Here is a 14125-nt window from a genome sequence, read left to right on the forward strand (position 1 = left end):
TTCTATCCTTCCTTGGATTCGTCATCGTTCAAACCCTCAGCGACGAATCGGGAAGCTTCTCCCCCGCTTAGCGAACGCCAATAGGGGTGCTCTGCCAACTCTTCGGCGGTTCCGCGGGCGGTGATGCGGCCACCCTCCATGATGCAGATCTGGTCGGCTCCGGCAACCACCTGAGCAGTGTGCCCGATAACCAGCACCGTGCGGTCGCGGGTCAGCTCGGTGAGGGCCCGCTGAATCTGCGCGGCGCAGTCCGGGTCGGTGTTGGCGGTAGCCTCGTCCAGAATCAGGATGGGCGCGTTGGTGAGCAGTGCCCGGGCGATAACGATGCGCTGCTTCTGTCCGCCCGAGAGGTTCGTGTCCTCGCCGATGACCGAGTCTAGACCGTTCGGTAGTTCACGGATGTCCTCCCAAATCTGGGCGCGGCGCGCAGCCTCAATGACCCGTTCGTCGTCCGCATCGGGTACAGCCAGGCGAATGTTATCGCGGATGCTAGCGCGCAGAATCTGTGCCCGCTGTAGCACAAAGGCAACCGAGCGGTACAGTTGCTCCTCACTCATAGCGCGCACGTCCGTGCCATCGATGAGCACGCACCCTTTATCGGGGTCTTGGAACCGTGCCAGCATGGTGGCGAGGGTACTCTTGCCGCTACCGGAGGGGCCCACAAGCGCGGTGACGGTGCCCGGTGCGAGGCTCAGGGTTACCCCATTCAGCGCATTCACCACAGAGGAGGTTGCCGCGGAGCCATCATCACCGGACGACGAGGGAGCCGCTGAAAGCACCGGAACCTCAGTGCGATAGGAGTAGCTGATCCTCTCAAAATGCACACCGGTGCGTTCCTCGGAGGTACCGGGGGCACTCGCATCAGCGCTATCGGCGCTCTCAGGCGGGGCCTGCAGCTCACGCACGCGGGTCAGGTCCACCAAGCGTAGGGCAGCATTACCCGCCATCTGGTACGACCAAGCTGTGTTCGTGATGACGTCCAGGCTCAGGGGAATAACCAGCGCGATGAGAGCACACACCATAACCTGCGATGTCGAAGCGTAGTTGCACTGCACCATGAGCGCACCACCGCCCAGGCTCACGAGCATCACAACCGGCGCCGAAATAACCGCCGTGGAGATCGAAGAACCCTTCAGCAGCGGCCCGCACCAATCCCAGTAGAAGTCGGCAAAGCGGCGGGCAGCCTGCGCGAACGCGGCGTGCGCGGCACCGGTTTTACCGAAGGATTTGACGACCTCAATGCCGTCCACGAACTCGACGGCCCGGGCGCTGGTTTCAGCCAGGTGGTCGTCCATGTGGGCGGTCTTCTCACCCATGCCGCGAGTCATCCACACCTGCCCAAGCAGGTACAGCGGCAAGGTCGCAATGGTGAGCAAACCCAGCCACGGGTTGAGCGTGAAGCTATACACGAGCAAAGCAAGCGGGGTGACAACCGCAGCGGTAACTTCAACCGGCTTATGCGCGATGAGAGTGTGGATGGTAGTCGTATCGCCCTGCAATGCCTTGCGCACTCGCCCCGAGGAAGTCGATGAGAACCAGCTGAGCGGCGCACGTCCCAGGTGGATGAGGATGCGCTGCTGTAGGTGGGTTTTGAGGTGAACATCAGCCAAATGTGTGATCATGAGAGCCACGAAGTACAGGCCAATCTGCAGGCCGAAGGCGGCAAAGAGTTCCTGAACCTGCACCCACACGCGGTCGGCGGGGATGCTCGCTCCCCCGGCTGCGGGTAGCAATAGATCACCGAGGCGTGTGAGCACGATGTACGGCCAGATAGCTGCGATGCCGGAGAGCGCCGCGATTGTCTGACCGGCATAGATACGCTTCTGCACGGGTGCAAGTAGCTCGTTGAGGGCTTCGCGTGAGACCCGCGCCTTCTGCGCGTAGTTTTGGGAGCCGGAAGGTTGCTTTGGGGGCTTCTCCCCACCCTCCCTAGTACCCTGCGTTTCTCTCGGTGAAGATTCAGCTGAGGTTGAGGAGATGCCCACTACTGCACCCCCAGCTGGCTTACGCCTGCACGCTCAAAGTGACGGCGTAGCGCACGCTGACCAACATAGCCGCCCAGTAGGGCAAGGAGGAAGGTAACGACCATCCACACCGAAATCACACCGGGACTAAACATCACCTTCAGACCCTCCGCGTAGTCTGCACCCCAGCCCTGGGCCACCAAGCCGAAGTAGGACTCTGGGTTCAGTAGCGCAGGAAGGTACATACCAAAGCTCCATAGCGAGAACACGGCATAGGCGACCAGACCGCGGCGCGGCTCCAGGCTCGTGGCCTTACCCAATCTTGACTGAATGGCGTCTGCAATCAGACCGGTCAGCACCGAAGTAACCACAACGTGCGGGGTGCCGTGGGTAATACCCATAAGCAACGCAATCAGCAGGCTCGTAATGGTCAGCGCACCGAACTTGGGTACACGCGAGAGGTAGAGCATCACAACGATACCGTTAATCAGGATGGACAGCGCGCCACCGACAAAAATGAAGGCCGGTCCGGCCATACCAATCATGCCGCTGGCATACATGATGATGAAGTAAATGATGGAGAATACGCCGCAGTTGATGAGGTCGCGGGCGGTTAGCTTATTCATATCTCCTCCTTGAGATACATGGAGATTTACGGGTTGGTAGGTTCGTGCACCGAACGAGAGGGACGTGTGAGTATCGAGCACACAAGCATCTGGTGAACAGGCTTCTGCATCGTCCCTCCTACGCAGGGTCTTTCGGTGCGCAGAACGAAGCCCGGTCTAGGTCTAGGTCGTGCTTCTAGGCTGTAACTTCTAGGTCGTACTTCTACGTCATGGGTAATATCACTCCTTGTCAAAAGCTTCTGAATACTAGGCTTTAGCTCGGATCTCAGGGGGTATTAGGGGTGTGTCAGGGAACCTAGACGTTCCTTCCCGGTACCCTGCATCTGGGATCTTCTGCTGCTCTTGCCACCGAGGGGTCCTCCCCGAGGAACACCACGCGGTCGGCGCATGCCTCGACCAGCTCCGCGTCGTGGGTTATACAGATAACCGTCATGCCTCGCTCAGCCAGCAAACGCATCTGCTCTGCAATCGAGTGCAGGTGCGCCGCGTCCACACCGGAGGTCGGCTCGTCAAAAATCATGACGGAGCGTCGAGCCACCACGCTAGAGGCAATCATGAGCCTTTGCTGCTGGCCACCCGATAGAGCCGCCGGGTGCCTGGACGCCAGGTGCAGCAGCCCCATGGAGTCCAGGGCCTGCCGCGCGCGCTTTCGATCGTCCTCGGTGACCGCGCCGGTGGGGAGTGCCTCAGCGGCGACTGTGGCGGCGAAAAGCTGCTGCCGCGGGTCCTGCATGACCAGCCCGCAGGTGCGGGTGCGCTCAGCAGCGCTATGCGGCTTGCCGTTGACGCTGATGCGGGCCCCGGGCACATCGTGCAATCCGCAGATGATGCGTGCTAGGGTACTTTTTCCCACGCCATTGGGGCCACAGACGGCGGTAACTCTGCCCGCAGGAAAGTCCAGAGAGGCGATGTTGAGTAGCTCTGCCCCCGCATTGTCGGTTGTTCTCTCGGAGGGTCTCCCTCGACGAGCGTGTAGCCGCTTTGCGAACGAGCGTGCGAGTGCCCGGAGGCGATACGTGCCATCCCGTCCACCGTAGCTGAACCGCAGGTTTTCGATGAGCAGCCCGGGCCGTGCTTCGGCATTCCCCTCTCCAGTTCCCAGGTTCTCTGAGACGGGGTTTTCGTTCGAAGAGTTCCCGACATTGGAAGAGGATTCAACCCGATCCACCGGTTCTGAGGCAACAGGCTCGGGAACAACCCGTGGAACGTCGGGTAGAACCGGCTCCATCAGGGAGCGAATCCCCAGCTCGTGACGCGTCCGCTCGGGTAGGGCGAAGAACTCCTCGCCGCTGTATTCGGCAACGACCCTGCCATCCTCGAGTCGCACCACGCGGTCGGCGATGTTGCGCATCAGGTGCACCCGGTGCTCGGCCACGACCATGGTGATGCCCCGACTTTTAAGCATGCGTAGCAGGTCGGCAAGCTCCCTCACCGCCTGGGGCGAGAGGTTCGAGGTTGGCTCATCCAGAAGCAGGATGGGTGCATGAGCCGCCAGGGCGCAGGCGCAGGCTACCCGTTGCAACTGCCCTCCTGAAAGTGCTTCAAGGGGACGGTCCAACAGGTGCTCAATCCCAGCCTCCCGCGCGGCGTTCTCAACGCTCCGGCGAATCGACTCGGGAGATTCGCCAAGCATTTCCCCCACGAGCGCCATTTCTGCGCGCGCGGTCGAGGTGAAGAATTGGGTGCGAGGGTTCTGGAAAACCATGGCGGAGATACCCGCCTGGTCGGCGAGGGTCATGCTCTGCCCCTCGCGGCTGAGGATTCGGATACTACCGCTCAGCTTGCCTCCGTAGAAGCGCGGGACGAGGGTGTTCATGGTGCGCAGGCAGGTAGATTTTCCGCTTCCGGAGGCGCCCACGAGTAGCACGCATTCCCCTTCGGCAACGCTCAGGTTCACATTGCTGAGGGCGCGGGCTCTCTCCGCGGGTTTGGGAGGGACTCCGGGCTCGGTGGGGGTAACGGCTTCAGTTGTAGTATGCCCCTCAGATTTCATGGTGGGCTTTGCCGAGGGACTCCTGTCTTCCCCGTATTCCCCACTTCCGGGGCGGTTATCGCTACGGTTTCCTTCATCCTGGCCGAAGTAGTCGTAGTCCACACCCTCCAGCTCAATGAGGCACTCGACAGCCCTCTCGCGCCTTGTCGTTACTGTTGTCGTTACGCTCACGCCAGACCCACCTCCATTCCGGTCCTTAGCGCGTACGCCCACAGGCCGGCGCACAGCACCAGGGCCAGTACATCGTAGCGGGTGAATCGAGGAGAAAGCGTGCAGGTGCGGCGGTGCTCGCGGGACCCCACGCCCTTGATAAGTGCCGCGGCAGAGAGCTCATCCACGCAACGGGTCATCGAAAGCAGGAAAGGGATCACCAGCATCTCCGCTGAACGCAGGGGGTGCAGCGATGCTGACCACGGAGTCGGGGCCAGGCCGCGCAACACCATGGCGCTACGAATATCGCGCAGCTCCCTGTGTGCCACCGGGAAGAAACGCACCATCACCATGATTGGCACGTACAGTACCGTGGGCATGCGCATACGGATGAGGACCATCGACACCTCATGCGGGGTGACCGCTCTAAAGAACGAGAGAATTAAAAAGAGCGCGGCGGTGTACTTCGCGAACCAGTACCCCACAAACGACAGAATGACGATGACCGGGTGAGGGTAGATATGCGGGAACACGCAGGCCAGCATCAGGCAACCCACGGTGAAGAGCGCCCAGCGCACAAAGGTATCGCGCGGCAGGGATAGGAGGATAAATATCCCCGCGCTGGCGATTGCCGCAAGCACCACTTCCAGGCGCACCGCCATGACCGCCACGGTGCTGATGCTAACCGTCAGGAGCACCATGGAGCGGGGATCGAGGAGACCTCGCCGCTCCGGTGACACCTGATTCGGCACCCGGTGCATGCCGGATGCATTGGCAACACCGAGGGCATCGGAAACATTGGATACGTCGACCCGCTCGGTACGCGCCGATGCGTCTAGCGGTCTCGTGTCCGATAGTCTGCGGTGAACTGTCGATTCTGCCATAGAATACGCTCCCTCCATTGGGTTGTTCTTAGTTTCAGCTTAACCACAATTTAGGGTGTACTTATAGGAGATTCGCAGATGTTTCTTAATATTACTTTGAACATCTTTCAAGCCCGAAGTGTCAACAAAAGCCGGCACTGTCAACGTTGCCAACACCGTCAACACTGTCAACCGCTTCACCATATCTCCGGGCACAGCAACAGCCCCGCTCCCTGGCAACTAGGAAAACCAAGGATGCGGGGCTGCGCAATACTATCTGGCGCACCGCCTTCTAGGAGGTGGAACGCTCACGCAGACGCTCGTGAACCTCGCTCACAAAGCGGTTCTGATCATCGCGAGCATAATGCACAACCTCACCAATAACGGTAATAGCCGGCGCCCTAACCGATGCGCAATCTACCTGAGCGTTCTCAAGGGTCGTGACAGTCACACGCTCCTTCTCAGAGAAACCGTTCTCAATGGTTGCCAGCGGCGTGTCAGCCTCAATCCCACGAGAGAGCAGAGACGCCACCGTATCGGGCAGGGTACGAACGCCCATCAGCAGCACCACGGTGCCCTGGGCACGCAGGGTCGCCTCAAGCGCCGACACTTCGGACTCCGACAGGCCGGAGTGACCAGAAATAACGGTGAAAATCGAGGACACCCTACGCAGAGTCACCGGAATCGCCGCACGCGCAGGAACAGCAATGGCGCTGGTAATGCCGGGGATAACCTCAGCCTCCAGGCCTGCGGCGATGCACGCATCCAGCTCTTCAGCACCGCGACCGTACACGTACGGGTCGCCGCCCTTCAAACGCACCACGGTCTTACCCGAAAGCGCGTAATCAATCATGAGCTGCTGAATGCGGGACTGCGGAACAGCGTGCTTACCGGGAACCTTGCCCACATCAATGATGAGAGCGTTCGGCGCGTACTCGCCGTACTCCTGCGGGGCGAGGTGATCCAGAAGGACCACGTCCGCCTCACTCAGGGCACGTGCCGCACGCAGGGTCAGCAGGTCAGCGGCACCGGGGCCGCCACCCACAATGTAGACCTTGCCGGGGTTCTCGGCGCGCTCGCCGGGCAGGGCAATGCCGCGTTCCGTCACACTATCGTCCAGGGTGTGCCCGGGCGCCCCGCCCGCGAGAATTTCGTCAATAGTGGCGAACTCGCGGGGCGGGAACGGAGGAATCTTCGGGCACATACTACGCTACCGGGACCGGGTTGAGGTCACTGGGCTTACCCACGGGAATCTTGGCACCGGTCACCAGAACGGTGTTGGACTCACCAGCTTCTGCCGCAGCAATTTCCTCGGGGGTTGCGGGGCGAATCTGCTCACGCTCCAGCACGTACAGGTGCGAACCCTCGTCGCTGCCGTTGGGCTCGTTGATGAAGGCACGGAAGCGGCGCAGGCGGCGCTCGTCGCGCAGGGTTGCTGCCCACTCGTCCTCGTAGGAGTCAACGTGACGCTGCATGTCGCGCTCCAGGTCCTCGCACACGCCCAGGGAGTCCTCAATGAGGACGGACTGCAGGTGTGCCAGACCGTCACCGTGCTCCTCATCCAGATCCTCGAGCCAGCGAGCGGTACGCTGCAGCTTGTCTGCGGTACGGATGTAGTACATCAGGTAGCGGTCAATGTAGCGGACGATGTCCTCACTGGAGGCGTCCTTGACGAAGAGGCGACCGTGAGCGGGGTTTGCACCACCGTTACCACCCAGGTACAGGTTCCAGCCGTTGGTGGTTGCAATCAGACCAACGTCCTTGCCCTGTGCCTCGGCACATTCACGGTTACAGCCGGAAACGCCGAACTTGAACTTGTGCGGGGAGCGCAGACCACGGTAACGGTTCTCCAGCTGGATTGCCATGCCGGTAGAGTCCTGAACACCGAAGCGGCACCAGGTCGAACCCATGCAGGACTTGACGTTACGCAGGGACTTACCGTATGCCTGACCGGATTCGAAGCCGGCATCCACCAGGCGCTCCCAAATGTAGGGCAGCTGCTCCAGGCGAGCGCCGAACATACCGATACGCTGAGCACCGGTGATCTTCACGTACAGACCGAACTCTTCAGCGACCTCTGCGATGACGCCCAGCTTCTTAGCGGGAATCTCACCTGCGGGAATACGCGGAACGACGGAGTAGGTACCGTTCTTCTGCATGTTTGCCAGCGCACGGTCGTTGGTCTCCTGAATACCACCGCGGCCTGCGTCCAGGACGTAGGAGTTGCGGAAGGAGGAGAGAATCGACGCAACGGTCGGCTTACAGATAGCACAGCCATCGCCACCGCGGCCGAAGCGTGCCAGCACAGTGTCGAAGTCGTCCAAGTTGGTCAGGCGCACAGCCTCAGCCAGCTCTGCACGTGAGAAGTCGAAGTGCTCACACAGTGCCTTGGAGACGGTCAGACCCATCTTCTTCATCTGCTGTTCCAGAGTCTTCTGCAGCATCGGAACACAGGAACCACACTGGGTGCCTGCGGTGGTGCAGGACTTCAGGGATGCAACATCGTGGTTGCCGGCAACGATAGCCTCGCGGACAGCACCGAAGCTGATGTTGTTGCAGGAACACAGGATTGCGTCGTCGGGCAGTTCGGTGTCGGGGATGCCGTCGCCGCCGCCAGCTGCGGTCAGGTAAACGTTCGGCTCAGCGGGCAGTTCGCGGCCAAGCAGGGGCTTGAGGGAGTCGAAGGGAGCGGTGTCACCGACGAACACGCCACCGAGCAGGGTCTTTGCATCGCCGCTGGTCACAATCTTCTGGTACATACCGCGTGCGGGGTCTGCGAACAGAACCTCGAGGCAACCTTCGGTGGTGCCGCGGCGGTCACCGAAGCCAGCCACCTGAACGCCGGAGAACTTCAGTTTGGTTGCGATGTCGAACTCTTCAACCTGAGCTTCTTCGTTGTCGTTGAGCAGGTTAGCTGCCACAGCGTCAGCCATAGCGTTAGCCGGCGCGACCAGACCCCAGGTGCGGCCCAGTACGCAGGCGACCTCACCGATAGCCCAAATGTGCTCGTCGGAGGTGTGGCATGCGTCGTTGACGAGAATACCTCCGCGCTCGCCCAGTGCCAGGTCAGCGTCGCGTGCCAGCTCGTCGTTAGCGCGAATACCGGCGCCAAAGACCACCATGTCGGCGGGCAGGGTGCGGATCTCAGCGTCCTCAGAGGGAGAATCTGCGATGGAGACGGAGATGACGTTGCCGTCAGCGTCCTTGTTGATACCGGAGATGTACACGCCGGTCTCAATCTCAATGCCGGTTGCCTTAATCTGGGCGTTCACGGCGTAACCGCCGCCCTGGTCAACCTCAACGGAAAGCAACCAGGGAGCTACGTCCAGGATGGTGGGCTCTGCACCCAGGTCTTTCAGACCCTCAGCTGCTTCGAGGCCGAGCAGACCGCCACCGACGACGATACTGCGGGGCGCGCGACCGAGGGTGGACTGCAGGCGCTTGACCTCGGAGACCATGTTCTTCACGTCATCGATGGTGCGGAAGACGTGTGCGGCGTCCGAGTTAAGAATGGGGATGCGAACCGCGCGGGAACCGGTTGCGAAGACCAGCACGTCGTAGGGGTACTCGTTGCCCTCGGTGTCGATGACGACGCGGCGGGTGCGGTCAACCTTCTCTGCGTGGCAGTTGTTGACCAGGTTGATGTTCTCTGCATTCCACAGTTCGGGGTCACCGAGGGTCAGGTCTTTCTCGGTGTCCTTGAAAATCTGCTCGATAGCAACGCGGTCGTAGGGGATGTAGGGCTCATCGTTGAGGACGGTGACGGTGTCCGTCGCGCGACCTGCAGCTTCAGCGCCTTCGTGGTATGCGCGTACGAATCGCCACGCTGCGGGGCCTGCGCCGACAACGAGAATGTTGCGGGGAGTGTGCGACATGGATTTTCCTTCCTAGTTGTAATGCAGGTAGTTCATGGCACGTTCCTACTCTCGATGCGCGGTGGTGGCGTGCCTTCGGTGGGAACTCCTAGTTTCCCGGTTTTGGGCTCGTACCGGTGCGTACCGGATAGTTGAGGCGCCCGCTTCTTTAGAATGCATATGAGAATTATGAAACACTTTTATGTGGGATTGTGTTGTTTTCTCCAGGCAGTCAAAAGGCGTTTTTAACTACGACTTTTATCGTACACGTTCTCAGGTACCTCAGGCGTCGAAAATTGGTATTTTTTGGGAAAAATTTTCTAAAAAATCCGCGGAATACCGGGCTAGAATAGGGCACTCTTACCTTAACGGCGCTTAATTTAGGTAAGGCTAATCTACAAAAATCGGGCTTAAGTTTTAGGGTGAAAATAACCTTTAGAGCCGTCCGCGCGCCCCATTTCCAAATGTGGGTTTCATAAGGTAAACTCCAAACAAAGAACACACGAACCGCTATTGTATCCTGCACCCCGCGCGGCGCAGACCACCACTTCGAAAGGAAACCCCCATGGCTGAAAACTGGGTACGCATCTGCGCCGAATCTGACCTCGAAGAAAACTGGGGTGAAGTCGCCCTGATCGACGGCTACCAGTACGCCATCTACAAGACCAAGCACGGCATCTTCGCCGGCGACCACCTCGACCCGCACAGCCAGGCACTGGTCCTCGCACGCGGCATCATCGGCGAGAAGAACGGCAACCCCACCATCACCTCCCCCCTCTACAAGGAGGTCTACGACCTGACCACCGGCGAGTGCCTCTCCGACCCCTCCTACTCCATCAAGGTCTACCCCGTAGAGGTCCGCGACGGCGACGTCTACCTCAAGACCGCCTAAGCACTCAGCCGCCTACGGCTCTCAAAAACAGCAACACAAAAAACCTCGGGAACATAACGTCCCGAGGTTTTTGTACAGATTTTTAGAAGCCGCCTCATCAGGTGAGTGAACAGCGAGCGCACTAGCCTGATTTTAAGTCATCTAGGCAGCGTCCAGCTGCGCAATAGCCGCATCCATGCGGTCAATAAAGCACTCCGCCACCACGGCAGCAGAAGCACCACCCTGCGCGTTCACCAGCGGCGCGGCAACCTTCACCGGCACACCGGTCGACTCAGCATCACGGCGCATCTTACCGGAGAAGAACCCCTCCGCCAGCAGGTAGGTTGCAGCAAACTTAGGCTGATGCTCAGCAACGACCTCGTGAAACTTCGGATCAATCGCGGCAACGAAGCCGTGATGCACCGGGGTGTTCAGTTCCTCAGCCAGTAGCTCAGCGGCACGGCTCATGTCCGCACGACCATCAGCACGAGAAGAGCCCGCGGCTCCCTGCACAACAGGGCCGTCGCCGGGAGTCCAACCAGCCTCTTCCAGGCGGGCGCGGGTCAGTGCGGCAAGGCGCGCATCCGGGCCCAGAGACTCGCCAATACTAATACGCTCAATACCGCTATTGCGTGCGGCACGACGCAAATCCACCTGAGTGTGAAAACCGGTCGACAGCAGAATCGGCACGATCACGCAGGGCTCATCATTGGGCAGAGAGGCTGCGGCATCATCAACGCTGGGAGATTCCACATCCACATATGCGGCGTGGACACGGTACTCTACACCGTCGTTACGCTGGGCAAGCAGGAACTTGATCTGCTCACGAATCAGCGTAATAGCCTCGCGACCGGCGACCGAGTCGGTGCCGTGCGAGGTCGCGATCACATTCAGAATAGTCATATTTCCATTGTATGAAAGGAACACCCCGCTTCCACACTCATGAACACGAGTGACGAAGCGGGGTGTTGCACAAAGGCTAAATCTTAGCTCTTGCGACGGCGTGCCACAACCAGTGCGGTGCCTGCAACCAGGGTGATAGTACCAGCCGCTACGGCGAAGATAGCGCCAGATGCGCCGGTCTGCGCCAGTTTCGAGGAGGAGCTACCGGAGGTCGAGGAACCACCATTGGAGGAACCGCCGTTGGAGCCGCTCCCACCCAAGTTGTCGGAGGCGCCGGAACCAGCATCAGAATCACCGTTGGAGCCGCCCTTGTGACCGGCTGCGTTCTGGTCAGCGGTGCTGCTCTCAGAAGCGGAAGCGCTTGCGGATGCAGACTCGCTCGCGGACGCGGATGCGCTCGCGGATGCAGACTCGCTAGCCGATGCGGTCGCCGATGCGCTGCTGGAGCTGCTTGCGGAGCTCGATGCGCTCACAGAAGCACTCGAAGAAGCAGACGCGCTAGCGGATGCGGACTTGCTCACCGAGGGGGTCACTGCGGGAACGCTCGGAACTGCAGTCGGGGATACGCTCACCGATGCGCTCGGGGTTGCAGAAGCACTCGGGGCTACAGAAGGAGCCACGGATGCGGTCGGCAGAGACGGCGAGGTGGGTTCTGCAGTCTTGGTGGGCTCAGCGCTCGGCTCAGCAGACTTAGTGGGCTCAGCGGTGGGAGCAACAGTCGGCTCAGCGGTCGGCTCAGCGGTCGGCTCAGCGGTCGGAGCAACAGTCGGCTCTGCAGTCACGGTAGGCTCAGCAGAAGGCGCGACAGTCGGCTCAGCGGTGGGAGCAACAGTCGGCTCAGCAGACTTGGTGGGCTCGGGTGCCGGGGTCGGTGCCGAGTTCGCTGCCAGGCGGTTCAGCCACAGCTGATCGTCGTAGGTGGTCGGGTTCTCGAAGCTGGTCGGGTAGATAATATCGCCGTTGGGCAGTTCGAGAGCGTTGTAGCCGCCGCTCTTGTCGGTCTTGCGCATCGAGGAGAGCACCACCTCGTTCACCTTGTTCAGGGTGTCATCCATGAACACCAGGCGGGAGCCGGAGGCGTCCACCACAACCACGTTACCCGCGCGGGTCAGGAACATGGTGGCAACCTCGGTCTTCTCGAAGCCCTCAAGAGTTGCGGACTCGCGGACCACGCTGAAAGTGCCGTTCTCGTACTTGAGGATCTGCACCTTACCGCCGTACCAGTTGTTCCAACGGTAAATGTAGCCCTTGGGGCTGACCAGGGTCGAGGGCAGGGCGGTGTCGTAGCCTGCGGGCGAGGAGTTCGGCACCAGGGACACGCCGTTGCTGCTCATGTGCAGCAGGTGGCCCTTCTGAACAACCTTTTCGCCGGATGCATCGTAGATGGAAGTCGACGGTGCGTAAACGAAGCTGCCGTCGGGCAGCGGTGCGAGGGTCACGGTGTTATTGGAGAACGAGTCGCCGTAGTACTCGTCGAGCGAGTATGCGTTCACAACCTGCGGGTCGATAGAGTCGGGCTTCGGCAGAGCCTGCGAGGTTGCCTTGCCGGATGCGTCGATGATGGTCAGCTTGCCGCCACCATGGCCGTCAATGCTGACGATGCCCCAGGTGTTGTTGGCGGGGTTGTAGCCGATTGCCTTGACGGTGTTGGCACCGAGATCAACGTCGGAGTAGACGCCGGAGGAGACGAGCTTACCCTCAGCGGTCACGGTGTACAGCTCAGGCTTGTTGCTTTCACTGCCGATGACGAGCATGCGGTTGCCGTCAGCGTCCACAGCGAAAACGCCCTTATTTGCCTTCAGGACGCCGGTGTCGGTCATCTTCAGGTTGGAGCTGTTCAGCACGGTGTAGGTGGTGTCGCCGCTGAAGCTCGGGGGTGCCACGTGCACGATGTGGTTCTGACCCAGACGTGCGGTGTTCTGGGGCTGGTTCACGCCCGCGCCGATGTTGTAGGACTCAGCGACGCTGTAGGCGCTCTTGGGGGTGTTAGCTGCGCTACCGTTGTAGGAGATGCTCAGCGGGTCGAGGCTGGCGCCTTCGTTGTAGAAGTCGGAGAAGGCGTGGTTACCGTCGGCGGTTAGGTTCGCGGAGATGCCGCTGATGCTGACCACGCCGCCCTTCTCGCTCTGCTTGGCGGTGCCGGTGCTCAGGGTCGCCATCTTGACTTCCGCGGGGCCCTCGAACTTGCCGGAGGCGTAGTTCTTGGTGCGCACGGTCATGTAGAGGGAGCCGGTGCCGTCAGCGAGGTTCAGTTCCACACGGGGGTTGGAGAAGGTGAGGTTCAGGGCACAGCCGGTTTCGGGGTCCTGACCTTCAGCGCAGTGGCCGGTGAACCAGAGGCGGCCGGCAGCCTGCAGAGTGACCTGCTTGCCGTCTTCAGAGATGGTGGTGGAGGTCGGGGTGAAGGTGAACTGCTTTGCGGTTGCGTCCCAGGCTGCGCCGTCGGTCATTTCGCGGGGCATACCGTTGTAGGACAGGAAGGAGGCGCGCACGCCCCATCCGAAGGATGCGCCGGCAGTTGCCTGGTCGCCTGCTGCGACGTTCTGTGCGGCAACGTTCTGGGCAGCGATATTAATGTTCTCGGCGAGAACGGGTGCCAGGGGCAGAGTGACGGCGCCAGCGACGGCGAGGGCGCAGGCTCCCTTGGAGAAGCGGGTGCCAGATGTGAAAATCTTCATTGGTGTGTATCCATACTATCGACATTGTTAGGACAGGCTTACTATATCGACAGTGTGTACATTTCTCAACATCAGAGTCCAAGAAACCATTTTGTTACAGCGCAAAATATCCCGCACCGCCTGCATAAATACCCTCGCGTGCCAACAGTTGCGCTCCGCCAAGGCAGAGAGCTGAGACGGCGCCTACTCCCCTAGTGTACTGTCAGTCAGAACGATGACGTAC

Annotated in this window: 9 protein-coding genes; 1 reads left to right on the forward strand and 8 read right to left on the reverse strand. The window is 60.5% G+C overall.

All coding sequences use genetic code 11. The features are described 5' to 3' along the window. Positions 1-2: 2 nt before the first annotated feature. From NML54_RS02125 to nirB, 6 genes are all read right to left on the reverse strand, one after another. Entirely contained in the window at positions 3-1829 is a 1827-nt protein-coding gene (locus tag NML54_RS02125; RefSeq protein WP_254755698.1) for an ABC transporter ATP-binding protein, read from the reverse strand. Positions 1830-1984: 155 nt separating this feature from the next. Next, on the reverse strand, positions 1985-2590 hold the full coding sequence (locus NML54_RS02130) for an MptD family putative ECF transporter S component (protein WP_254755699.1): 606 nt from the start codon (positions 2588-2590) through the stop codon (positions 1985-1987). A 295-nt stretch (positions 2591-2885) separates the two neighbouring features. After that, the gene (locus NML54_RS02135) at positions 2886-4754 is read right to left on the reverse strand and encodes an ABC transporter ATP-binding protein (protein ID WP_254755700.1); all 1869 of its coding nucleotides are present in this window, start codon (positions 4752-4754) and stop codon (positions 2886-2888) included. Continuing rightward, a complete protein-coding gene (locus tag NML54_RS02140) occupies positions 4751-5434 on the reverse strand; it encodes an energy-coupling factor transporter transmembrane component T family protein (protein ID WP_254755701.1) in 684 nt (227 codons plus the stop codon). Before NML54_RS02140 ends, NML54_RS02135 begins: the two co-directional genes overlap by 4 nt. A 454-nt stretch (positions 5435-5888) precedes the next feature. Further along, positions 5889-6800 carry a uroporphyrinogen-III C-methyltransferase gene (cobA, locus tag NML54_RS02145; protein WP_254755702.1) on the reverse strand — a complete coding sequence of 304 codons (912 nt, stop codon included), beginning with the start codon at positions 6798-6800 and terminating at the stop codon, positions 5889-5891. Position 6801: 1 nt separating this feature from the next. Further along, a complete protein-coding gene (nirB, locus tag NML54_RS02150; protein ID WP_254755703.1) occupies positions 6802-9471 on the reverse strand; it encodes a nitrite reductase large subunit NirB in 2670 nt (889 codons plus the stop codon). Positions 9472-10015: 544 nt separating this feature from the next. Between nirB and nirD the strand changes: the two genes are divergently transcribed. Further along, positions 10016-10342, forward strand: a complete 327-nt coding sequence (gene nirD, locus NML54_RS02155; protein WP_254755704.1) for a nitrite reductase small subunit NirD — start codon at positions 10016-10018, stop codon at positions 10340-10342. Positions 10343-10483: 141 nt separating this feature from the next. Here nirD and NML54_RS02160 read toward each other — a convergent pair whose 3' ends face one another. Together NML54_RS02160 and NML54_RS09005 are read right to left on the reverse strand one after the other, a co-directional pair. Then, positions 10484-11224, reverse strand: coding sequence for a sirohydrochlorin chelatase (locus tag NML54_RS02160; RefSeq protein ID WP_253746076.1), 741 nt, complete (start codon positions 11222-11224; stop codon positions 10484-10486). An 83-nt stretch (positions 11225-11307) separates the two neighbouring features. Further along, a complete protein-coding gene (locus NML54_RS09005) occupies positions 11308-13902 on the reverse strand; it encodes an HtaA domain-containing protein (protein WP_254755705.1) in 2595 nt (864 codons plus the stop codon). Positions 13903-14125 lie beyond the last annotated feature (223 nt).

This window comes from Rothia gullae (assembly GCF_024294905.1).
GTDB lineage: Bacteria > Actinomycetota > Actinomycetes > Actinomycetales > Micrococcaceae > Rothia.

Excerpts from the sequence above, each read along its gene's own strand:
- nirD (WP_254755704.1), top strand. The coding sequence starts at position 10,016 with ATGGCTGAAAACTGGGTACGCATCTGCGCCGAATCTGACCTCGAAGAA.
- NML54_RS02140 (WP_254755701.1), bottom strand. The coding sequence starts at position 5,434 with ATGGTGCTCCTGACGGTTAGCATCAGCACCGTGGCGGTCATGGCGGTG.
- nirB (WP_254755703.1), bottom strand. The coding sequence starts at position 9,471 with ATGTCGCACACTCCCCGCAACATTCTCGTTGTCGGCGCAGGCCCCGCA.
- cobA (WP_254755702.1), bottom strand. The coding sequence starts at position 6,800 with ATGTGCCCGAAGATTCCTCCGTTCCCGCCCCGCGAGTTCGCCACTATT.
- NML54_RS02160 (WP_253746076.1), bottom strand. The coding sequence starts at position 11,224 with ATGACTATTCTGAATGTGATCGCGACCTCGCACGGCACCGACTCGGTC.
- NML54_RS09005 (WP_254755705.1), bottom strand. The coding sequence starts at position 13,902 with ATGAAGATTTTCACATCTGGCACCCGCTTCTCCAAGGGAGCCTGCGCC.
- NML54_RS02130 (WP_254755699.1), bottom strand. The coding sequence starts at position 2,590 with ATGAATAAGCTAACCGCCCGCGACCTCATCAACTGCGGCGTATTCTCC.